At 41.8% G+C, this 20,969-nt stretch carries 24 protein-coding genes; 13 read left to right on the top strand and 11 right to left on the bottom strand.

All coding sequences use genetic code 11. The features are described 5' to 3' along the window. Positions 1 to 146: 146 nt before the first annotated feature. The 6 genes from ESY88_RS19475 to ESY88_RS19455 all read right to left on the bottom strand — a co-directional run bounded on the left by ESY88_RS19475 (position 147) and on the right by ESY88_RS19455 (position 5,638). Entirely contained in the window at positions 147 to 446 is a 300-nt protein-coding gene (locus ESY88_RS19475; protein ID WP_147088369.1) for a hypothetical protein, read from the bottom strand. 73 nt (positions 447 to 519) lie between these two features. Next, the gene (locus ESY88_RS19470) at positions 520 to 756 is read right to left on the bottom strand and encodes a hypothetical protein (protein WP_147129057.1); all 237 of its coding nucleotides are present in this window, start codon (positions 754 to 756) and stop codon (positions 520 to 522) included. Between the two features lie 859 nt (positions 757 to 1,615). Then, complete coding sequence (locus ESY88_RS21225) at positions 1,616 to 1,906, bottom strand: hypothetical protein (protein WP_189702664.1); 291 nt, start codon at positions 1,904 to 1,906, stop codon at positions 1,616 to 1,618. A 717-nt stretch (positions 1,907 to 2,623) separates the two neighbouring features. Then, a complete protein-coding gene (gene lptB, locus ESY88_RS19465; RefSeq protein WP_147088366.1) occupies positions 2,624 to 3,367 on the bottom strand; it encodes an LPS export ABC transporter ATP-binding protein in 744 nt (247 codons plus the stop codon). 466 nt (positions 3,368 to 3,833) lie between these two features. Next, positions 3,834 to 4,673 (bottom strand): twin-arginine translocase subunit TatC, encoded by an 840-nt coding sequence (tatC, locus tag ESY88_RS19460; RefSeq protein WP_147088365.1) that lies wholly within the window; start codon positions 4,671 to 4,673, stop codon positions 3,834 to 3,836. Further along, positions 4,673 to 5,638 (bottom strand): KpsF/GutQ family sugar-phosphate isomerase, encoded by a 966-nt coding sequence (locus tag ESY88_RS19455; protein WP_147088364.1) that lies wholly within the window; start codon positions 5,636 to 5,638, stop codon positions 4,673 to 4,675. The genes tatC and ESY88_RS19455 overlap by 1 nt, the downstream gene beginning before the upstream one ends. 86 nt (positions 5,639 to 5,724) lie before the next feature. On the opposite strand from ESY88_RS19455, the gene recQ reads away from it, so the two are divergent. From recQ to ESY88_RS19435, 6 genes are all read left to right on the top strand, one after another. Beyond that, positions 5,725 to 7,926 carry a DNA helicase RecQ gene (gene recQ / locus ESY88_RS19450; RefSeq protein ID WP_147088363.1) on the top strand — a complete coding sequence of 734 codons (2,202 nt, stop codon included), beginning with the start codon at positions 5,725 to 5,727 and terminating at the stop codon, positions 7,924 to 7,926. A 274-nt stretch (positions 7,927 to 8,200) separates the two neighbouring features. Continuing rightward, a complete protein-coding gene (locus tag ESY88_RS19445; protein WP_147088362.1) occupies positions 8,201 to 8,545 on the top strand; it encodes a hypothetical protein in 345 nt (114 codons plus the stop codon). An 11-nt stretch (positions 8,546 to 8,556) separates the two neighbouring features. After that, positions 8,557 to 8,994 (top strand): hypothetical protein, encoded by a 438-nt coding sequence (locus ESY88_RS21220; protein WP_189702663.1) that lies wholly within the window; start codon positions 8,557 to 8,559, stop codon positions 8,992 to 8,994. Further along, positions 8,991 to 9,185 (top strand): hypothetical protein, encoded by a 195-nt coding sequence (locus ESY88_RS21215; RefSeq protein ID WP_189702662.1) that lies wholly within the window; start codon positions 8,991 to 8,993, stop codon positions 9,183 to 9,185. The genes ESY88_RS21220 and ESY88_RS21215 overlap by 4 nt, the downstream gene beginning before the upstream one ends. 186 nt (positions 9,186 to 9,371) lie before the next feature. Then, positions 9,372 to 9,659, top strand: a complete 288-nt coding sequence (locus ESY88_RS19440) for a hypothetical protein (protein ID WP_147088361.1) — start codon at positions 9,372 to 9,374, stop codon at positions 9,657 to 9,659. 336 nt (positions 9,660 to 9,995) lie between these two features. Continuing rightward, complete coding sequence (locus tag ESY88_RS19435; protein ID WP_147088360.1) at positions 9,996 to 10,385, top strand: hypothetical protein; 390 nt, start codon at positions 9,996 to 9,998, stop codon at positions 10,383 to 10,385. A gap of 126 nt (positions 10,386 to 10,511) precedes the next feature. Here the strand turns inward: ESY88_RS19435 and ESY88_RS19430 are convergent, their stop codons facing one another. Further along, positions 10,512 to 12,146 (bottom strand): amidohydrolase, encoded by a 1,635-nt coding sequence (locus ESY88_RS19430; protein ID WP_147088359.1) that lies wholly within the window; start codon positions 12,144 to 12,146, stop codon positions 10,512 to 10,514. 50 nt (positions 12,147 to 12,196) lie between these two features. Then, positions 12,197 to 12,880 (bottom strand): M15 family metallopeptidase, encoded by a 684-nt coding sequence (locus tag ESY88_RS19425; protein ID WP_223270906.1) that lies wholly within the window; start codon positions 12,878 to 12,880, stop codon positions 12,197 to 12,199. Positions 12,881 to 12,910: 30 nt separating this feature from the next. Between ESY88_RS19425 and ESY88_RS19420 the strand changes: the two genes are divergently transcribed. The 3 genes from ESY88_RS19420 to ESY88_RS21210 all read left to right on the top strand — a co-directional run bounded on the left by ESY88_RS19420 (position 12,911) and on the right by ESY88_RS21210 (position 15,389). Continuing rightward, entirely contained in the window at positions 12,911 to 13,513 is a 603-nt protein-coding gene (locus ESY88_RS19420) for an alpha-ketoglutarate-dependent dioxygenase AlkB family protein (RefSeq protein ID WP_147088371.1), read from the top strand. 550 nt (positions 13,514 to 14,063) lie between these two features. Beyond that, positions 14,064 to 14,993, top strand: a complete 930-nt coding sequence (locus tag ESY88_RS19415) for an alpha/beta hydrolase (RefSeq protein WP_147088358.1) — start codon at positions 14,064 to 14,066, stop codon at positions 14,991 to 14,993. Positions 14,994 to 15,044: 51 nt separating this feature from the next. Next, the gene (locus tag ESY88_RS21210) at positions 15,045 to 15,389 is read left to right on the top strand and encodes a hypothetical protein (protein WP_189702665.1); all 345 of its coding nucleotides are present in this window, start codon (positions 15,045 to 15,047) and stop codon (positions 15,387 to 15,389) included. A gap of 305 nt (positions 15,390 to 15,694) precedes the next feature. Here ESY88_RS21210 and ESY88_RS19410 read toward each other — a convergent pair whose 3' ends face one another. Next, a complete protein-coding gene (locus tag ESY88_RS19410; RefSeq protein WP_147088357.1) occupies positions 15,695 to 16,627 on the bottom strand; it encodes a peptidylprolyl isomerase in 933 nt (310 codons plus the stop codon). 69 nt (positions 16,628 to 16,696) lie between these two features. Here ESY88_RS19410 and ESY88_RS21205 point away from each other — a divergent pair, with 69 nt between their 5' ends. Both ESY88_RS21205 and ESY88_RS19405 read left to right on the top strand, forming a co-directional pair. Next, positions 16,697 to 16,843, top strand: a complete 147-nt coding sequence (locus tag ESY88_RS21205) for a hypothetical protein (RefSeq protein WP_189702661.1) — start codon at positions 16,697 to 16,699, stop codon at positions 16,841 to 16,843. Between the two features lie 85 nt (positions 16,844 to 16,928). After that, positions 16,929 to 17,387, top strand: coding sequence for a hypothetical protein (locus ESY88_RS19405; RefSeq protein WP_147088356.1), 459 nt, complete (start codon positions 16,929 to 16,931; stop codon positions 17,385 to 17,387). Positions 17,388 to 18,093: 706 nt separating this feature from the next. On the opposite strand, the gene ESY88_RS19400 is transcribed toward ESY88_RS19405, so the two are convergent. Next, entirely contained in the window at positions 18,094 to 18,789 is a 696-nt protein-coding gene (locus tag ESY88_RS19400; RefSeq protein WP_147088355.1) for a class I SAM-dependent methyltransferase, read from the bottom strand. Between the two features lie 200 nt (positions 18,790 to 18,989). On the opposite strand from ESY88_RS19400, the gene ESY88_RS19395 reads away from it, so the two are divergent. Together ESY88_RS19395 and ESY88_RS19390 are read left to right on the top strand one after the other, a co-directional pair. After that, complete coding sequence (locus ESY88_RS19395) at positions 18,990 to 19,490, top strand: YkgJ family cysteine cluster protein (RefSeq protein ID WP_394343978.1); 501 nt, start codon at positions 18,990 to 18,992, stop codon at positions 19,488 to 19,490. A gap of 13 nt (positions 19,491 to 19,503) precedes the next feature. Next, positions 19,504 to 20,403, top strand: coding sequence for a hypothetical protein (locus ESY88_RS19390; protein WP_147088354.1), 900 nt, complete (start codon positions 19,504 to 19,506; stop codon positions 20,401 to 20,403). A 405-nt stretch (positions 20,404 to 20,808) separates the two neighbouring features. Here ESY88_RS19390 and ESY88_RS21965 read toward each other — a convergent pair. After that, positions 20,809 to 20,969, bottom strand: a 161-nt coding sequence (locus ESY88_RS21965) for an IS3 family transposase (protein ID WP_147088277.1), incomplete at its 5' end; no start/stop codon positions are given.

Below are 20,969 nucleotides of genomic sequence, written 5' to 3'. Positions count from 1 at the left end.
ATCCGTTGAAAGCAGGTATGGGTAGCGATGGTAATTTCTATCGTTTTTCATCTGAAAAATTTTATAGGGAACTTGGGGATGAATTTGAGTTTTTGACAGATTTTAGACAAGGATAACTGAAATTTGGGTTGCGAGGTTTTGGTTTTTTATGAGAGCTTTCGCCTCACTCTGCTAGGATTGTTGGTGGAAAACACCAACAATGGCTTCGCGGTTTGTATTTGCATTTGGTACTTTATGTGGGCTTTCTCCTCACTCTGCTGGGATTGTTGGTGGAAAACACCAACAATGGCTGTGCTGAAACGTGAATCTCGATTAAAAAAAGCTTGTTTATTCTCTAAACAGTATGTTTTAAAAACGTAAATCTGCGTACTGTTTTGTTCGTGGTTGAGCTGCCGATATTGGTGTTTTCCACCAACATCTTCTCGTTGACTGGGATTGTGTTTCATGCAAAGGATAAAATGGTTTGCAAAAAACTGTTTGAATTCCCGTGGTTCAGTGAAACCTGTCATTTAACTTCCTTCAAATAAATAGATAATTTTGATTTAAGTCATCCTTGGTCTTACTCTGCTGGGATTGTTGGTGGAAAACACCAACAATGGCTGTGCTGAAACGTGAATCTCGATTAAAAAAAGCTTGTTTATTCTCTAAACAGTATGTTTTAAAAACGTAAATCTGCGTACTGTTTTTTTCGTGGTTGAGCTGCCGATGTTGGTGTTTTCCACCAACATCTTCTCGTTCACTGGGATTGTGGATCATGCAAGGGGTAAAATGGTTTGCAAAAAACTGTTTGAATTCCCGTGGTTCAGTGAAACCTGTCATATAACTTCCTTCAAATAAATAGGTAATTTCGATTTAAGTCATCCTTGGTCTCACTCGGTTGGGATTGTTGGTGGAAAACACCAACAATGGCTTCGCTGAAACCAGAATCTAGATTTAAGTCAGCTTTCGTCTTACTGGGTTGGGATTGTTGGTGGAAAACACCAACAATGGCTTCGCTGAATTCATGATTTCGATTTAAGTTATCCTTGGTCTCACTCGGTTGGGATTGTTGGTGGAAAACACCAACAATGGCTTCGCTGGAATCAGAATCTCGATTAAAACGAGCTTGTTTATTCTCGAAACGGCTTGCTTTGAAACCTTAAAACTTGCGTACTGGTTTTGTTTATGGTCGAGCTGCCGATGTTGGTGTTTTCCACCAACATCTTCTCGTTGACTGGGATTGTGGATCATGCAAAGGATAAAATGGTTTGCAAAAATCTGTTTGAATTATAGTGGTTCAGTGAAACCTGTCATATAACTTCCTTCAAATAAATAGATAATTTCGATTTAAGTTAACCCTGGTCTTACTCTGCTGTGATTGTTGGTGGAAAACACCAACAATGGCTTTGCTGGAACCGGAATTTCGAATTAAAAAAAGCTTGTTTATTCTCTAAACAGTATGTTTTGAAACCGTAAACCTGCGTGCTGGTTTTGTTTATGGTCGAGCTGCCGATGTTGGTGTTTTCCACCAACATCTTCTCGTTCACTGGGATTATGGATCATGCAAAGGATAAAATGGTTTCCAAAAATCTGTTTGAATTATAGTGGTTCAGTGAAACCTGTCATTTAACTTCCTTCAAATAAATAGATAATTTCGATTTAAGTTAACCCTGGTCTTACTCTGCTGGGATTGTTGGTGGAAAACACCAACAATGGCTTTGCTGAAACCAGAATCTAGATTTAAGTCAGCTTTCGTCTTACTGGGTTGGGATTGTTGGTGGAAAACACCAACAATGGCTTCGCTGAAACGGCGATTTCGATTAAAACGAGCTTGTTTATTCTCGAAACGGCTTGCTTTGAAACCGTAAACCTGCGTGCTGGTTTCGTTCGTGGTTGAGCTGCCGATGTTGGTGTTTTCCACCAACATCTTCTCGCTGACCGGGATTATGGATCATGCAAAGGATAAAATGGTTTGCAAAAATCTGTTTGAATTATAGTGGTTCAGTGAAACCTGTCATTCAACTTCCTTCAAATAAATAGATAATTTCGATTTAAGTTAACCCTGGTCTTACTCTGCTGGGATTGTTGGTGGAAAACACCAACAATGGCATTGCGGTATGTGATTGGATTTGGTATTTTATGTGAACTTTCGTCTCACTCGGTTGGGATTGTTGGTGGAAAACACCAACAATGGCTTCGCTGAATTCATGATTTCGATTCAATTCATCCCTGGCTTCACTCGGTTAAATTGTTGATGTAAAAGTGGCAATGGCTTTGACGGCATACTTTCCCATGGGGAAAACTAACGGCAATTAACAAATCAGGTATAATGGACAAATAGTAGGCTGTTCTTAATTTGTTTATTTCAAGTGGACAAATCACGATTAAACCAATGTCCTCTAGAGACATCTTATGATTTGTATATCCGGAAAGTGTCCTAAACAGGATATGATAATAATTTCGTTTGCCCCGACCCTAAATGGAGCGAAATCCCCCTCGTATTGAATAATTTTCCAGAATAAGTCCACCCTTTAGGGTCGGGGAAAGACTTATTCGGTTTTTATTCTCAAATTCTTCTCAATTTGGGACGGAAAGCGGATATACATTTCTTATGATCTTGAATTGGACGTTGATGAATTTAAACTCAAAAATTCAACTTCTTCTTGCGCAACTCAAAGTTCTGTCCCAGATATACTTTGCGCACCATTTCGTCATTGGCTAGCTCTTCCGGTTCTCCTGCTTTGAGGATGCTGCCTTCAAACATCAAATAGGTGCGGTCTGTTATGGCCAAGGTTTCTTGTACGTTGTGATCGGTTATGAGAATGCCAATGTTCTTTTTGGTCAATTGGGCGATGATGCGCTGAATGTCTTCCACGGCAACGGGATCAACGCCGGCAAAGGGCTCGTCTAATAATATGAAGTTGGGATCGGTGGCGAGTGCCCTTGCGATTTCGGTACGACGACGCTCTCCGCCAGATAATAAATCGCCTCTGCTTTTGCGTATATGTCCTAAGCTGAATTCTTCAATCAGCGATTCCATTTTAGCGCGTTGCTCTTTTTTACTGAGTTTGGTCATTTGTAAGACACTCAATATGTTATCCTCAATGCTCAATTTGCGAAATACCGAAGCTTCTTGCGCCAAATAGCCAATGCCGTTTTGAGCACGTTTGTACATGGGGTATTTGGTAATGTTGGTGCCTTCAAGAAAAATATTGCCCCCATTGGGTTTGATGAGACCTACTATCATGTAGAAAGAGGTAGTTTTTCCGGCGCCATTGGGGCCAAGCAAACCTACGATTTCACCTTGATTTACTTCAAGGGAAACATCCTTGACTACTTTTCGTCCGTTATAGGACTTCATTAAATTTTCGGCTCTGAGCTTTTTCATAGTTTGCTTTGGAAAGGCCTAAAAGTAGAAAAATTGCGTCCACTTCAGCTTTAGTATTCCAAATTTATTAAAAGTTTAACGACGGGATTGCAATAGCTCACGCGATTAATGCCAAAATAGCGTTTCTGTTTTCAATTGAGCTCGCTTGTTATTGAAGTTTAACTTTATTCATAGAGGCGTTGTAAGTAAAAGAGATGGCACTAATAACACGTCTCGGGCAGTGAAGCCTTCAATGCTTCCGCTATAAACAGATTTCGTTTTAAGAATGTTTCCGAAGTTGATGCGAATGCCATAAAATATAAGGCCATCAATTTAGCCAATCGTGCGAGTCGCTACTTTGAAATTTGTTCAGTTCAACTTCCGCGACAGCGCATGCATCAAGGCTAAAAAAACAGTTCAAATCTTTTTTTTTGACTACTAATTTAGTCAGGCAGAACCACTGGGTCAATAGTAGCGATAGGTTAGCTTACACGACCTTTTTCTTGGCATCATTCTTCTCCTTGCGCTTTTGATTTCTAATCACCACCTTGGAAATATAGATACTCACTTGGTATAATATCAAGATCGGAATGGCTACGATGATTTGGCTGGCAATGTCTGGTGGTGTGATGACCGCAGAAAGAATCAAAACGATAACCAAGGCAAATTTGCGATATTTCTTCATCATTTCTGGGGTCACGATCCCCACTTTGGTCAAAAAATAAATGATGATGGGCAACTCAAAGATAAAACCTGAGGCAATGGCCGAGGATCTTACCAAAGAAATGTAAGAGCTAATGTCAATTTCATTGCTAATGATATCACTCACACTATAGGTGCCCAAGAAGTTGATGGACAAGGGCGTGACCACGTAATAACCAAATAAGACTCCTAAAAAGAACAATAAGGACGAGATTGCTATAAAACCTTTGGAGTGTTTGCGTTCATCGGGGTGCATCCCCGGACTTATAAAATGCCAAAACTGGTAAATAACGTATGGGAAGGAAATAATGAACCCTGAATAGATCGCGGTCCAAATATCTGCTGAAAATTGCCCACCCATCGTCCTGTTCTGGATACTGAACGGAAGTTTATCTGCACAAAAAGACGTGTCTAACCCTACAAACTTGGAGATCTCACACAAATATTTATAGGTGGGGAAATCCATGCTTTTTGGGCCAAAAATAATGACATTGAAAATGAAGTCGCTAAACATGAAGGCTACCGCCCCTCCAATAACAATTGCAATGACTACTCTTACTAGATGCCAACGTAAATCTTCAAGATGGTCGAGAAACGACATCTCATCTGGTTTTGTTTTTGCCATTATATTATGCCTTCTTTAATTAAATCCTGAATGTGTATGACTCCGGCGTAGTTGCCTTCTTTTTCGACTAATAATTGGGTAATGCTGTGGGTTTCCATGAGGTCCATGGCATCTACAGCCATCGCATCTTCATCAATGGTTTTTGGGTTGCTGCTCATAATGTCTTTTGCGGTAAAGTGTAAAAAAGCATCCGATTTGGTCAGCATGCGTCTCAAATCGCCGTCGGTAATAATGCCCACGATTTTGTGGTTTTCAACCACTGCGGTAACGCCCAATCGCTTTTCAGAAATTTCAACAATCACATTCTTGGCGCTCGTGGTTGGACTTACTTCTGGCTTTTCGTTTTGGGACGATAAATCGTTGACCCGCAAATACAAGCGTTTGCCCAAGGCACCGCCTGGATGGTATTTGGCAAAGTCCTTACTGGAGAAGCCTCGCAACTCCAATAAACATATCGCCAATGCATCGCCCATGACCAATTGGGCGGTGGTGCTGGTAGTTGGTGCTAAGTTGTTGGGGCATGCCTCCTGTGCAACGTAAGTGTTCAATATAAAATCGGCTTGCTGCGCCAAAAAGGAGGTGTCATTACCGGTAATCGCGATCATTTTGTTTTTGGACCTTCGTATGAGTGGCACCAAAACCTTGATTTCTGGAGTGTTGCCACTTTTTGAGATACAGATGACCACATCCTCTTCTAAGATCAAGCCCAAATCCCCATGAATGGCATCACCGGCGTGCATAAACACTGCTGGTGTGCCTGTGGAGTTGAGTGTCGCCACAATTTTATTGGCGATAATGGCGCTTTTGCCAATGCCAGTAATAATAACCCTACCTTTTGAGTTATATATCAAAGAAACCGCATTCGCAAAATCTGCAGTTAGCAAATCCAACAAATGGGCAATGGCATCGCGTTCTAAGCTTATGGTTTTTCTAGCGGTTTTAAGGATAGAAGCTTCAATATTCAAAATTTAATTTTTTTGAGTTTGATGAATTTAAAAGAATTGTTATCTTTATTCGAATGCAAATGTATATAAAATACCAATAGGGATTAATGAGTATAAAAGAAATAGACATACATTCTGCACTAAAACAATACTTCGGGTTTTCAAAATTCAAGGGGCTTCAAGAAAGCGTCATAAAAAGTGTGGTTGCAGGTGAGGATGTGTTTGTAATTATGCCAACTGGCGGCGGAAAATCACTCTGTTACCAACTTCCGGCATTAATTAGTGAAGGGACTGCCATTATTGTGTCACCATTGATAGCCTTGATGAAAAATCAGGTCGATGCCATACGAGGCATTTCTAAAGAAGATGGCGTCGCCCACGTATTGAACTCCTCACTTAATAAAACTGAAATCAGGCAGGTTAAGGAAGACATTACCAACGGAGTCACGAAATTATTGTACGTGGCACCAGAGTCGTTGACTAAGGAAGAGCACGTGGAGTTTTTAAGAAGCGTGACCATTTCTTTTATGGCGGTAGATGAGGCGCACTGCATTAGTGAATGGGGACATGATTTTAGGCCCGAATACCGAAACCTGCGCCACATCATCAAGCGCATTGGTGATAATATTCCCATTATAGGCCTTACCGCAACCGCAACACCCAAAGTACAGGAGGATATTTTAAAAAGTCTGGATATTACAGATGCTACTTGTTTTAAAGCCTCCTTTAACAGGCCTAACCTCTATTACGAAATACGCCCCAAGACCAAAAATGTAGATGCAGACATCACGCGCTTTGTGAAGTCTAATGAAGGCAAATCTGGTATTATTTATTGTTTGAGTCGGAAACGGGTTGAAGAATTGGCACAGGTGCTGCAAGTCAACGGGATCAAGGCTGTGCCTTATCACGCAGGCTTGGACCCCAAGACCAGGGTAAAGCACCAAGACATGTTCTTGATGGAAGATTGTGATGTGGTGGTGGCCACGATTGCCTTTGGGATGGGGATTGATAAGCCCGATGTGCGTTTTGTGGTGCATCATGACATGCCAAAAAGTATAGAAAGTTATTACCAGGAAACCGGTCGCGCTGGACGTGACGGTGGCGAAGGGCATTGTTTGGCGTACTACGCCTACAAGGATATTGAGAAGTTGGAAAAATTCATGTCTGGTAAACCCGTCGCAGAGCAAGAAATTGGTCATGCACTACTACAGGAAGTGGTGGCTTTTGCTGAAAGTTCCGTGTCCCGACGTAAATTTATTCTTCATTATTTTGGGGAAGAATTCGATAATGCCACTGGAGAAGGTGGTGAGATGGACGACAATGTAAGATACCCTAAAAAACAGATCGAGGCCAAGACTCATGTCTTAACCCTTTTAGAAACAGTTGACGCTACCAAAGAAAAATACAAATCCAAAGATCTTGTTCAAGTATTGACTGGTAAAACCAACGCCATGATCTCTTCGCATAAAACCGATACCGCCGCGTTTTTTGGCATTGGTAGCGATAAAGACAAACGCTACTGGATGGCCTTGATACGCCAAGTGCTGGTCGCAGGATATCTCAAGAAGGACATTGAGACCTATGGCGTTTTACGATTGCCAGAAGCCGGGCGGGACTATATGAAAGCCCCTTCCTCCTTTATGATGACAGAGGATCACATCTTTGATGTACAACCCGATGATGGTATCGTGAAAGCATCCAAGGCCAGCGGTGCAGTTGCCGATGAAAGGTTGATGCTCATGCTCAAGGATTTGCGTAAGTCCAATGCCAAGAAGTTGGGCGTGCCGCCTTTTGTGATTTTTCAGGATCCTTCGTTGGAGGATATGGCGCTCAAATACCCCATCACTTTGGAGGAGTTGAGCAATGTGCATGGCGTAGGCGATGGCAAGGCAAAAAAATATGGCAGCGATTTTATTGAATTGATTGCCCAATATGTGGACGACAACGATATTATGCGTCCGGATGATTTTGTGGTTAAAAGCACGGGCTCCAATTCGGCCATAAAGTTATACATCATCCAAAATGTGGATCGCAAGTTACCATTGACCGATATTGCCAGTTCTAAAGGTATGAATATGTCCGATTTGATTAAGGAAATGGAAGCGATTGTGTTTTCAGGCACCAAATTGAACATCGATTATTGGGTGGATGAAGTGTTGGATGAAGACCAACAAGAAGAAATCCATGACTATTTTATGGAATCTCAAACCGATAAGATTTCTGATGCGATCACTGAATTTGAAGGCGATTATGAAGAAGAAGATCTGCGCATGTACCGCATCAAGTTTATTAGCGAGGTGGGGAATTGAGAATTTTGAGACTTATTTTTTGGGCGTTACCTAAAGGTCGGGCTTTCACTACTCGCTTCCCGATTAGCTAGAAAGCTATCGGGAGAGCTCAAACACGCCGTTCAATCCCTAACGCAAACAAACCTTTCAACTAGTTCAAAAATGCGTATCCCCTTAAAATTTCGGCATGTTCGGAACGTTTAATTTGGCACGTATGGCCTTTCCTGTTTTTTAACCGACTCTTAATTCTAAAAAATATACTATTAAAACGAAGCAGCTAATCACACTAATAGGTTTGATTATATTCTTCGGGATTGCACTGGTAAACATAAATCTTCCGTTAAACAAATTAAGAATTTCAGGAACTTATGTTAGCAATGAAAGAGAACCATTTCTGGCAGATACTCCATACAAATCAGATACCCTAATTTTAAATCCTAACGGCAGTTATTCAAGCAAATTCTACGGATCTGGTACTTATGCGATCGATTACGGAATTTTTACTTCCAAAATTAGGCTCACTTATCGTTCTCAATTTGGTTCAGCCAGTCATAGCTTAACTTTCAGCGATAAGGTTTATGAAACCCAAAAAATAATGCTCAATAATGAATTGAATCATTATTACGAGAAATTGGAGTGAGCCGCCGTTAGTTGCCTATTAATCGTTTTTTTAACCCACAACCCACAACCCACAACCCACAACCCACAACCCACAACCCACAACCCACAACTCACAGCTCACAGCTCACAACCCACAACCCAAAACTCACAGCTCACAGCTCACAGCTCACGGCTCACAACCCACAGCTCACAGCTCACAGCTCACAGCTCAAACCCACAGCTCACAACCCACAACCCACAACTCACAACCCAATTTTCGGCGTTTTGGCTCCCTTTAGTCCCGATATCTATCGGCAGGGGCAAGCACAAAATGCCGAAAATTCAATTAATTTTGCCCTGACCCTAAAGGGAATAATCGGATTTTCTAGAATTGAGACAACTCCCGAAAATCCAATTATTTTTGCCCTGACCCTAAAGGGAATAATCGGATTTTCTAGAATTGAGACAACTCAAAATATCTGGATTTGAAATTAAATTTAAAAAATCAACGTGTGGTTAAACTAGAGCATTCCCTATTAATAGTTTTTTTAGCTCACAACCCACAACCCACAACCCACAACCCACAACCCACAACCCACAACCCACAGCTCACAGCTCACGACTCACAGCTCACAGCTCACAACCCACAACCCAATTTTCACCGTTTTGGCTCCCTTTAGTCCCGATATCTGTCGGCAGGGGCAAGAACATGATGCCGAAAATCCAATTAATTTTGCCCTGACCCTAAAGGGAGTAATTGAATTTTCTAGGTTTGAGACAACTCCCGAAAATCCAATTATTTTTTCCCTGACCCTGAAGGGAATAATCGGATTTTCTAGAATTGAGACAACTCAAAATATCTGGATTTGAAATTAAATTTAAAAAATCAACGTTTGGTTAAACTAGAGCCTTCCCTATTAATAGTTTTTTTAGCTCACAGCTCACAGCTCACAGCTCACAGCTCACAGCTCACAGCCCACAACCCACAACCCACAACCCACAACCCGATTTTCGGCGTTTTGGCTCCCTTTGGTCCTGATATCTATCGGCAGGGGCAAGAACATGATGCCGAAAATCCAATTAATTTTGCCCTGACCCTAAAGGGAATAATCGGATTTTCTAGAATTGAGACAACTCAAAATATCTGGATTTGAAATTAAATTTAAAAAATCAACGTGTGGTTAAACTAGAGCCTTCCCTATTAATAGTTTTTTTAGCTCACAGCTCACAGCTCACAGCTCACAGCTCACAGCTCACAACCCACAACCCACAACCCACAACTCACAGCTCACAACCCACAACCCGATTTTTGGTGTTTTGGCTCCCTTTAGTCCCGATATCTATCGGCAGGGGCAAGAACAAAATGCCGAAAATCCAATTAATTTTGCCTTGACTAAAGGGAATAATCGGATTTTCTAGAATTGAGACAACTCCCGAAAATTCAATTAATTTTGCCCTGACCCTAAAGGGAATAATTGAATTTTCTGGAATTGAGACAACTCAAAATATCTGGATTTAAAATTAAATTTAAAAAATCAACGTGTGATCAAACTAGAGCCTTCCCTATTAATAGTTTTTTTAGCTCACAGCTCACAGCTCACAGCTCACAGCTCACAACCCACAGCTCACAAGCTCACAACTCACAGCTCACAACCCACAACCCAATTTTCGGCATTTTGGTTCCCTTTAGTCCCAATATCTATCGGCAGGGGCAAGAACATGATGCCGAAAATTCAATTAATTTTGCCCTGACCCTAAAGGGAATAATCGGATTTTCTAGAATTGAGACAACTCCCGAAAATTCAATTAATTTTGCCCTGACCCTAAAGGGAATAATTGAATTTTCTGGAATTGAGACAACTCAAAATATCTGGATTTGAAATTAAATTTAAAAAATCAACGTGTGGTTAAACTAGAGCATTCCCTATTGATAGTTTTTTTAGCTCACAGCTCACGACTCACAACCCACAGCTCACAAGCCCACGGCTCACAACTCACAACCCAACTCACTGCAATTCCCCGCCCACAAAAGTCTGTTCCACCTTCGTTTCAATGACATCTTTCAATGGCACCGTCATGATATCACGATCCAGCACAATAAAATCGGCAAACTTGCCCGCTTCGATACTGCCTTTTTCAGTCTCCTCAAAGTTGGAGTGGGCTGCCCAAATGGTCATGCCTTTTAAAGCTTCCTCTCGGGTAAGCGCGTTTTCGGTTTGGAATCCGTTTTCTGGAAAATCTTTTGTATCCTGTCTTGCCACGGCTGCATAAAAGGTAAGCATCGGGTTGACCTGCTCCACGGGGAAGTCGGTGCCCAAGGCGATTTTTCCGTAGGCGTTCAATAATTGTTTGTAGGCATAAGCGTCTTTGATGCGCTGCTCGCCCAAACGGTCTTCCGCCCAATACATATCGCTGGTCGCATGCGTGGGTTGTATTGAAGGCAAAATGCCGTCAAAATACTTAAAATCTTCTGGCGATACCACTTGCGCGTGCTCGATGCGCCAACGTCTGTCCTTTTTTGCACCCAAGGCAGCTTTATAGATCTCCAAGACCTCATGGTTGGCAGAGTCGCCTATGGCATGCGTATTCATTTGAAATTCGGAGGCGGCGATGCGTTTGGAGGCGGCATTGATCTCTTGGTAAGACATCACGGGCAATCCGTAGTGATGGTCTTTGTCGCTGTAAGGCGCTCGCAATAACGCACCTCTCGAGCCAAGCGCCCCATCGGCATAAAATTTAAAGGAACGCACATTTAACCTTTCGGTTTTATAAGTGCCCTTGTTTAAATAATAATCCAGATTTGGTTTTGTGCCAGGTACCATCATGTATAAGCGTATCTTCAAATCGCCGCTCTTTTGGAGGCTGTCTATCAATTCAATGTTCTCTATCCACGGGCTTGTGAAAATATCTGGGCCCGCATCAGACAGGGACGTCAACCCGTTATCAAAACAAATTTGTTGGGCGCTCATCAAGGCTTCAATCAATTGTTTTTTGCTGGGTTTTGGCCAATTGTTCATCACTAATTGTTCGGCATTGTCATATAAAATACCTGTGAGTTTTCCATTTATTACTTCAACTTCCCCACCATCAATTTTGGTTTCCGTGGTGATATTGCCCAAATCCAATGCGGCCTGATTGCAAAAGGAAGCGTGCCCATCAATTCGGGTCAGGGCAATGGGGGTATCGGGAAATAGTTTATCCAGAAGCGTTTTGGTAGGCATGTTTTTATCTTCCCAATCGTTTTGGTCCCAGCCACGGCCTCTTAGATAAGCCATTTTATTTTTATTCTGAAAATCGAGCACCCGTTTGATCATGTCGTCAAAACTTGTAGTGCCCACCAAATTGACCTGTTGCTGCAATTGCCCCAATGTTAAAAAATGGCAGTGTGCATCTACCAATCCCGGTAAAATGGTCTTCCCTTGTACATCAATAAGGGTGTCGGCAGCATACTTGCTTTTTAGGGCCTCGGCCGTACCTATCTCTAAGAACTTCCCGTCTTTAATGGCAAAAGCTTCCGCTTGCGTGAAATTGGTGTCCACGGTGTAAATGTTCGCGTTGATATAAATGCTGTCTGCGGAAGGCTTTTCGTCTTGGCAGGAAAAAAGGCTTAGACCAATGAGCAGTAGGTAGAAATGTTTCATTTTTTTGTTTTAGGTTTATTGGAAGAATTTATTTTTCGGCGGAAGCCTTATCATTCAATGGGAAAATCGAAATAGGTGTTGGGAAATGGCTCCCAGCGCAAACTGAAGTGCCACCATTCCTTGGGATAATTCCTGAAATTATGCTTCTGCATTGCGGTCAATAATAGGTTTCTATTGTTTTTTTGTTGCGCAGTCAAATTGGGATGCGCGGTCCAGGAGGCCTTTCCGAAGAAATCAAAGGGACTTCCCATATCCAAAACTTCGTCAGTATTGCGATCCATGAGGGTCAAATCTACGGTGCTGCCTCGGCTATGTCCAGAACGCGAGGCGATATAGCCTTTATTGAAAAGGTTACGTTTTTTTATTTCCGGATAAAATTCGGGTTTGTTGATGGTATCATTGAGATCTTTGGCCCAGCGCATAAAATGGTTCACGGCCTGTTGAGGGCGGTAGGCATCATACACCAAAAGACATAAATTCTGGTCCTGGAGGTCGCTTTGCACTTTTTTCAAGGCTTCGGCAGCCGGTTTGGTTAAGATGAGTTTATCAGCTTTATAGGCGTCTATCGTATCTCCCACGAAGTTATTCGCGGAAAAATAGCGAAGTTCCACATCCAAATCGGGGATCACATCCTTGACATAGACAAAATCTTCGGGCAGCTGCGCCTCATCCTGTATGGCCAAAGTCGAGGCAAAGCAAATAAATAAGAATTTGAAAATTTTGTGGCTCATCATGATCTTGCTAAATTAGAAAAAAATTAAATGATGGACTTATTTTCCGAAGAAAAAACGTTGCTTCAGCTTCCCAATGCGGAGTTGCTATACCTGCCTCATTTCTTTTCAAAAACAGAGGCAGATGCTTATTTTGAGATTTTGAAAGCAACTATTGCTTGGCAACAGGATGATATCAAGGTTTTTGGAAAGATCCATGCGCAACCCCGATTGACTGCTTTGTATGCTGAGAATGAAACGCCGTATTCCTATTCCAATATTACCATGCAACCCAAACCTTTTACTGCGGAATTATTGGCCATCAAAACAAAAATTGAGCAGGAAATCCAGCATCGGTTTAGCACGGTTTTACTCAATTTGTATCGCGATGGTGCCGATAGCAACGGCTGGCATGCCGATAACGAAAAGGAATTGGGTAAAAATCCGGTAATCGCATCCCTGAGTTTTGGGGCGGTGCGACCGTTTCATTTCAAACATCGGCAAATAAAAGCCCAACGCCATAAGCTGGATTTAGAGCATGGCAGTCTCTTGGTTATGCGAGGCGAAATGCAGCAGTATTGGTTGCATCAAATAGCAAAAACAAAAAAACCGATTGGGAGTCGAATTAATTTGACGTTTAGAAGTTTGAAGGAGTGACGAATTACGAATTACGATTGACGATTTTTGATTTTTATTTCTGAATTGGGATTGGAGGATTGTGTGGTGATTGATTTGCTGAATAATTATGGAAGTCCATTCAGGCCAGTTGTGGAAGCTCATTCGAAATATGGAAGTCCGTCGTCTCCAGCTGCTCGGTTTTTTCAAGCTTGCTAATTTCACGACCCTATTAAATAACAAGAAACCAAGGTCCCTCAACCTTGGTTTCCGTTACTTGCTTTTTATTTTGTGGTAGATTTAGGGTCTCTAATTCAGCACAAAAGCAAATATTAATTAATTAATCCATTGTACCATAAACTAAATTATAAGTACACTTCAAATATAGAATTCTATTTCAATTAAAACGTTTAAATACACTATAAATCGATAAACGGATCGTTAATTTAACATTTTAAGACGAAATAATGCATTTCATCGATGAAATGCTAGTAAAGGTTAGTGTTGGCAGTCTTATATTTTAGTTTCCTGCCTAATATCCACAGCGCAATTTTAGTTAACTTTGAGTTCAACCCTTATTTTAATCTGGCCTATGAAACTTTTATTCGCTTTCGTGCTTTGTGTGACTCTAAATTTCTGCTTTGCCCAAGACCCTGCTTTTACTGCAAAAGACGTGAGCATCAACACATTTATTGATGGTACCTTATTGACTCCTAATGGAAACAACACGACACAATTGGCCATTATCATTGCGGGTTCTGGCCCCACAGATAGAAATGGAAACCAAAATTTCCTAAAAAATAACGCCCTTAAAAAGTTGGCCGAAGGTCTTACCAATAATGGCATTGCCACTTTTAGGTATGACAAGCGTATTGTTAAGCAAATTTTAAAAAACGATGTCGACCCGAATATCCGATTCGACGATTTTGTGACCGATGCCACTTCGGTCATTGCCTATTTTAAAGAGGAAGCTGAGTTTAAAAAGATTTACGTGATTGGCCATAGTCAGGGGAGCTTGGTGGGCATGCTGGCCTCAAAACAAAATGTGGCTGGCTTTGTGTCGTTGGCAGGGGCTGGTCAAACCATTGATGAGGTCATCGTCAATCAAGTGGCTGCCATGGATTCAACCTTAGTGCCTCCAGCCATAAAGGCTTTTGAGCGGTTGAAACAAGGCGAAACCACTACCGATTATCCGGCGGTGCTGGGGTCTATATTTAGAGCCGATGTGCAGCCTTTTATGATGAACTGGATGCAATACCATCCGCAGGACATCATAAAAAATCTAGACATTCCGGTACTTATTGTGAATGGCAGCAAAGACTTGCAGGTTTCCGTTGATGAGGCCAAGCTGTTGGAACAAGCTTCAGATAACGCCGATTTAAAAATCATCGATCGCATGAACCATGTGCTATTTATCATTACTGGCGGCAATCTTGAGAATTCAAAATCCTACAACGAATCCTTCCGACCAATTTCTACGGAATTAGTGGACGTGGTTTCAGAATTTATAAAAAGGGATTGAGGGGGGGGGGAGACCGAAGACTGAAGACGGAAGATGAAGATGAAGATGAAGATGAAGACGGAAAATGAAGTTGAAGATGAAATTGAAATTGAAATTGAAGAAAAGACCGAAGACGGAAGACGGAAGACGGAAGACGGAAGACGGAAAATGAAGTTGAAGATGAAATTGAAATTGAAATTGAAGAAAAGACCGAAGACGGAAGACGGAAGACGGAAGACGGAAGACGGAAGACGGGAGACTGAAGACGAAAAAGAAGATGATCCCGATAGCTATTGGGAGAAGATGAAGATGAAGACGGAAAATGAAGTTGAAGATGAAATTGAAATTGAAATTGAAGAAAAGACTGAAGAAGGAAGACCGAAGACCGAAGACGGAAGACTGGAGACGGGAGACTGAAGACCAAAAAAAGAAGACGATCCCGATAGCTATCGGGAGAAGATGAAGAAAAGACCGAAGACGGGAGACGAAAAAGAAGATGAAGATGAAGAAAAGACCGAAGACTGAAGACTGGAGACTGGAGACAGGAAACCCTCACCTTAGTCCCCTCCGAGGAGGGGAGGCTTTTGTGGTGGTTTTTGTAATTAGATGTATTACAAATAATTAATCTATCATCTGCTAGAGACCTAGAACGATTGTTTCGTCATCGTTTTGTTAATCATGGGCTTTTATGTCTTATAGGGTAATTTTGACTTTATAAGAAATCATTTCACATCCATCAACTCCACATCAAATACCAAAATCGCATCTGATGGGATCACACCTCCAGCGCCAGCAGCGCCATAGCCCAAATCACTAGGGATGACAAAACGTGCCTTATCGCCAACATCCAACATGCAGATGCCCTCATCCCAGCCAGCAATCACTTGGCCAACGCCCACTTGGAAATCCAAGGGTTTGTTGCGTTTGTAAGACGAATCGAAAACGGTGCCATCTGCCAATTGGCCTTTATAATGTACTGAAACGGTTTTACCAGCCTGTGCCGACTTGCCATTTCCTTTTTGAATGATTTTGTAACGGAGTCCGCTTTTGGTTTCCTCGAAGCCTGCAGATAATTGGTCCATTTCTGCTTTTGCAGCATTGCGTGCGTCCAAAATGCGCTTTTCACGGGCGCCTTCAAAGGTTCTAAAAGCTTCAATGGCATTGAAAGCTTCCGCCTCTTTGCCTTCTCTAAGAATTTCGACAGTTTCTATTTTATCGCCCTGCGCAATGCTATCCACGACCTCTTGACCTTCCACCACATGCCCAAAAATGGAGTGTTTATTGTCTAACCAAGGCGTTTCAATGTGCGTGATGAAAAACTGACTTCCGTTAGAGCCTGGGCCAGAGTTCGCCATGGAGAGTACCCCTGGCTTGTCATGTTTAAGATCTGGATGGAATTCATCCTCAAACTTATAACCAGGATCCCCGGTGCCGGTGCCCTGCGGACAGCCCCCTTGAATCATAAAATCAGGAATGACGCGGTGCCATTTGAGTCCGTCATAGAAAGGTTGCCCTTGAGGTTTGATGGTATTTTCCATATTGCCTTCCGCCAAAGCGACGAAGTTGCCTACTGTTCCAGGTGTTTTTTGAAATTCTAAAGCGACTAAAATGGCGCCTTTATTGGTATTGAATTTTGCGTATAAACCGTCTTGCATTGTTGATATGTTTTTATTGAGCTGCAAAGATAGGGACTTTGAGGTTGAAATTGAAATTGAGTTTGAAGTTTGAAGTTGGAAGAGGGAAGACGGAAGAGGGAAGACGGAAGACGGGAGACCGAAGATTGGGACGGAAGAGGGAAGAGGGAAGAGGGAAGAGGAGGCGGAAGACTGAAGCCCGAAGAACTGCCACTGCGACCTCGACTGCGACTGTGACTGCCACTGAAACCCTCACAGACTTTAACAAACAAATTTGGTAAACAAGCTGCTTACCCTTAGTTTTACCGAAATTGCGATTGTTATGAAATTTGGATTAAATAAATTGAAATCTGTATTCGGAGCTAAGTCCGCTACTGAGGAGGTTGCCCATGAGGTAAATACCGACGCTATTATTGATGAGATTAAGAATGTGCCTTTTGGGGTTTCTGAAAACAATGTGCTCTATGCCGGTTTGAATGAGCTTGGGGGGTATTACTTTTTCCAAACGGTAGTTGTGGGCTCTTTTCGTATCAAAACGAAAAAAGGAGCTACTTTAAAAGTTATCGGAACCAATTTTGAAATGACTTTGCGGGGGGATATGGACGAATTTGAATCGGAAGCAGCAGGTGTTCCCAATCGATACGTCACGAACATCGATTTTCAAATTGACGAGAAAGACACTGCAAAGCTCGAAAAATCCATGCTGCAGCAACTCACTTTGAACTGTAAAAAGCAGCAACTCGTTTTCAAAGTACTTGAGACGATGGATGAGGAGGAGTGAAGGGGTGAGCAGGCCGATTTGGGTTTGAAGCATGAAGACAGAAGACGGAGGAGTGAAGCCGGAAGACCGAAGACAGAAGACGGAAGAGTGAAGACGGGAGACCGAAGTTTTCGAAATTTCAACTAAAAATTTCGACTTACACTATTCCCTAATCCCTAATCCCTCATTCCTAAAATTGGAAGACGGGAGCCGGAAGACCGAAGACGGGAGAACGAAGACGTAAGACGTAAGACCGAAATTTTCGAACTGTCAACTAAAAATTCCGATTTCCACTATTCCCTAATCCCTAATCCCTAATCCCTCATTCCTAAAATTGGAAGACGGAATACGGAAGACGTAAGACGTAAGACGGGAGAACGAAGACGTAAGACGTAAGACGGAAGACCGATGTTTTCGAAATTTCAACTAAAAATTCCGATTTCCACTAATCCCTAATCCCTAATCCCTCATTCCTAAAATTGGAAGACGGAAGACCGAAGTTTTCGAAATTTCAACTAAAAATTTCGACTTCCACTAATCCCTAATCCCTAATCCCTAATCCCTAATCCCTCATTCCTATAATTGGAAGACGGAAGACGGAAGACGGGAGAACGAAGACGTAAGACCGAAATTTTCGAACTGTCAACTAAAAATTCCGATTTCCACTAATTCCTAATTCCTAATTCCTAATCCCTAATTCCTAATCCCTAATTCCAAATGCCTCCTCCTAAGTCAATCGCGCCAAATAATCAAAATGCTCACCTTCCGTACTCTTTTCGCAGGTCAAGCCCACGCTTTCGCAAGCTAGATTTAAGCGCTCAAAATCGAGGTAGAGCCATTTCATAGGCAGTTCCTCTTCGCCCTTGTAACTCAAAAAATAGTCCAACTCACCGTAGTATTCAGCGTTGGTGTCTATCCAGAGTCCGCCATCGTCATCCTCGTACATGTATTGGATGTCTGAAGAATCGATTAAAATTTGTCCGTTTGGCTTTAGCAGCGATTTCAAATGTTTCAGATAAGTGCTTAGCTGTTTCAGTTCCTGAAAAATGCCGGTGCCATTCATGAGCAATAAAATGGTATCAAAAGTTTCGGTTTCGTCTAGGAGTGCTTTCAGTTCAACAGTCAAGACCCCTCTGGCTTTGGCAACTTCCACGGCCCCTTTCGAATAATCGATAGCCTTGACTTTCAATCCTTTTTGCTGAAGGTACAAGCTATGGCTTCCGGCACCGCAACCCACATCCAGCACTTGGCCTTTAGCGAGTTGCAAGGCCTTCTGTTCCAATTTTGGCATCTCGACAAAGCTTCGGAATAAATAGGGAAGTGGCAAGTCATCTTTATCAGAAATGTTGGTTGAGGTCACCAGATCCTCGGTATAGTTATTGTTGTGATAGTCGCGCAAGGCGTTTCCGAAGAGATCTTTCATAATTATAGGTCAAGTTGATTAAAGACAATCGTATTCAGTTAAATAAGGACAATTGAAATGCTAAAGCGTATTGGATAAAATTTAAAATTAGCTATTTTTGTTTACGCACCTGTTTATGAAATCATAAGGTCAAAACGGAAACTCAAGTAAAAGTCCCATTTGAGAATTTAGGGTGATAAAACCACAAACACCATGGAGTATTGAGCATTGAACCCAACATAAAACAGCTCCCGCAACTGGCCAAAGATAAGCATAAGGAAACTAAAGGCTTCTTTGCCAAACTTAAAAAAAAGCCGCCAAAGCATCTGGATTATCTCATGCAAGAGTTACATGAAAAAGAATTTGAACGTACTGATTGTTTGGACTGCGCCAATTGCTGTAAAACCACAGGGCCTTTGTTTACCGATAAGGATGTCGCCCGAATTGCCAAACATTTTAAGATGAAGCCTCAGCAATTTATAGACAGCTATTTGCGTGTTGATGAGGATAATGATTTTGTATTGCAATCGGTACCCTGTACATTCTTGGGAGCCGACAATTATTGCAGTATTTATGAGGTAAGGCCAAAAGCCTGTAGCGAATTCCCGCATACCGATCGCAAGAAATTTCAACAAATATCAAATCTTACCCTAAAAAACGTGGCCATTTGCCCAGCCGCCTATAATATTGTGGAAGCCATGAAACAACGTATAAACCAATAACAAAAAAGTACTCATGAAACGTCTTATCTTATTTGTAGCCATATTTTGTTCCAGTTTGGGTGTTTTGCAAGCTCAAGCATGGATGAACAATTTGGATTTTGCGAAGCGACTGGCTTTGACCCAAAACAAAATGCTGTTTGTGATGTGGGAAAGCTCGACCATGTATCCGCTTCCCGTAAGGATCAACGACGCTAAGGGTCAAACTTATCTTGTTGAGAATCTATTTGAAAGTGAAGAGCTCAACCGCCTAATCTGGGAGCATTTTGTGCCAGTGAGCATCAATGAAGACAATTATGAGGCGATGTATGATGCCATTGAAAGCCGACGCTCTCAAGACTATCTCGATAAATTCAATGATGATTCCATCAAGATCATGGATGCCAATGGAATGATACTAAACATGTCAGTACAAAACGACATCTATTTAAATTTGAGCGAGTTTATTGCTAGATATGCATTGGATACTTCTTTTTTGAGCCTCGAGCAACATAGTTATGCCGCTGAGGCCAATTTTTACAATGCCTTTTATCTGTCTTCAAAGTATTTGGATTATACCATGTTTGCCAATGAAGCCTTGAGACCAGAGCTCATGGCCTTGTCTATGGTTTATTTAAACGAAGCGCGGGCCAAAATCAAGGACGAAGACCAGCAGGAACAAGCCGCTATGCAACAACGCTCTGATTTATTGGAGCTTGAAAGTTTTTTGTTAAAAGACAAGCCAAGAAAGGTCCTACGTAAATTAAGGCGTTTGGACGCCGATGAGATTGCAGCAGTGAATACAGAGTTTGTGGCCTTTTTATACTACACGGCGTATAGACTTATAAAAGATATCGAAAGTTCTAAAGCGTGGATGGGACAGGTGTCTTCGGTTAATTTGAAGAAATCAGATATGATTGTTAGGGTGTTTTTTTGAGATTTGAGCTGTGAGATGTGAGTTTTGAGCTGTGAGCTGTGAGCTGTGAGATGTGAGTTTTGAGCTGTGAGATGTGAGCTGTGAGATGTGAGATGTGAGTTTTGAGCTGTGAGTTTTGAGCTGTGAGATGTGAGATGTGAGTTTTGAGATGTGAGCCTTGAGACTTGAGCTTTGAGAGGGTTTCAGACGCAGTTGTGGTTTACTCAAAGTAGCTATTTCGGCTCATCGTTTTTCTTTTAGAAGCTAGAAGCTGGAATCTAGAATTTAGAAATTGGAATTTGTTTTTTTAACTCCCGACTTCCATTTTAAATCTCCAATCGTAAATCTTCGATATTCAGGCTTCGTCTTCGTCTTCATCTTCTCCCGATAGCTATGGAATTCCTACAAAAAGCGTGACTATTTTTATTAAGCCGCTTTATTGATTAAATTTTCTAATTCTAGTTGCATTTCCAATGGTGTTCTATACCCCAAGGTTGAATGGATCCTTTTGGTGTTGTACCAGCTTATATATTCTACCAGGCACGCATGCAGCTGTTCACTCGACGCAAATCTATATCTATTTGTAC

The sequence above is a fragment of the Subsaximicrobium wynnwilliamsii genome (assembly GCF_007997225.1).
In the GTDB taxonomy this organism is placed as follows: Bacteria; Bacteroidota; Bacteroidia; order Flavobacteriales; family Flavobacteriaceae; genus Psychroserpens; species Psychroserpens wynnwilliamsii.
The sequence above is the reverse complement of the archived record's forward strand: the minus strand, read 5'-3'. Positions and strand labels throughout refer to the sequence as shown.

Excerpts from the sequence above, each read along its gene's own strand:
- ESY88_RS19475 (WP_147088369.1), bottom strand. The coding sequence starts at position 446 with ATGAAACACAATCCCAGTCAACGAGAAGATGTTGGTGGAAAACACCAA.
- ESY88_RS19470 (WP_147129057.1), bottom strand. The coding sequence starts at position 756 with ATGATCCACAATCCCAGTGAACGAGAAGATGTTGGTGGAAAACACCAA.
- ESY88_RS21225 (WP_189702664.1), bottom strand. The coding sequence starts at position 1,906 with ATGTTGGTGGAAAACACCAACATCGGCAGCTCAACCACGAACGAAACC.
- lptB (WP_147088366.1), bottom strand. The coding sequence starts at position 3,367 with ATGAAAAAGCTCAGAGCCGAAAATTTAATGAAGTCCTATAACGGACGA.
- tatC (WP_147088365.1), bottom strand. The coding sequence starts at position 4,673 with ATGGCAAAAACAAAACCAGATGAGATGTCGTTTCTCGACCATCTTGAA.
- recQ (WP_147088363.1), top strand. The coding sequence starts at position 5,725 with ATGAGTATAAAAGAAATAGACATACATTCTGCACTAAAACAATACTTC.
- ESY88_RS19430 (WP_147088359.1), bottom strand. The coding sequence starts at position 12,146 with ATGAAACATTTCTACCTACTGCTCATTGGTCTAAGCCTTTTTTCCTGC.
- ESY88_RS19425 (WP_223270906.1), bottom strand. The coding sequence starts at position 12,880 with ATGATGAGCCACAAAATTTTCAAATTCTTATTTATTTGCTTTGCCTCG.
- ESY88_RS19420 (WP_147088371.1), top strand. The coding sequence starts at position 12,911 with ATGGACTTATTTTCCGAAGAAAAAACGTTGCTTCAGCTTCCCAATGCG.
- ESY88_RS19415 (WP_147088358.1), top strand. The coding sequence starts at position 14,064 with ATGAAACTTTTATTCGCTTTCGTGCTTTGTGTGACTCTAAATTTCTGC.
- ESY88_RS21210 (WP_189702665.1), top strand. The coding sequence starts at position 15,045 with ATGAAGACGGAAAATGAAGTTGAAGATGAAATTGAAATTGAAATTGAA.
- ESY88_RS19410 (WP_147088357.1), bottom strand. The coding sequence starts at position 16,627 with ATGCAAGACGGTTTATACGCAAAATTCAATACCAATAAAGGCGCCATT.
- ESY88_RS19405 (WP_147088356.1), top strand. The coding sequence starts at position 16,929 with ATGAAATTTGGATTAAATAAATTGAAATCTGTATTCGGAGCTAAGTCC.
- ESY88_RS19400 (WP_147088355.1), bottom strand. The coding sequence starts at position 18,789 with ATGAAAGATCTCTTCGGAAACGCCTTGCGCGACTATCACAACAATAAC.
- ESY88_RS19390 (WP_147088354.1), top strand. The coding sequence starts at position 19,504 with ATGAAACGTCTTATCTTATTTGTAGCCATATTTTGTTCCAGTTTGGGT.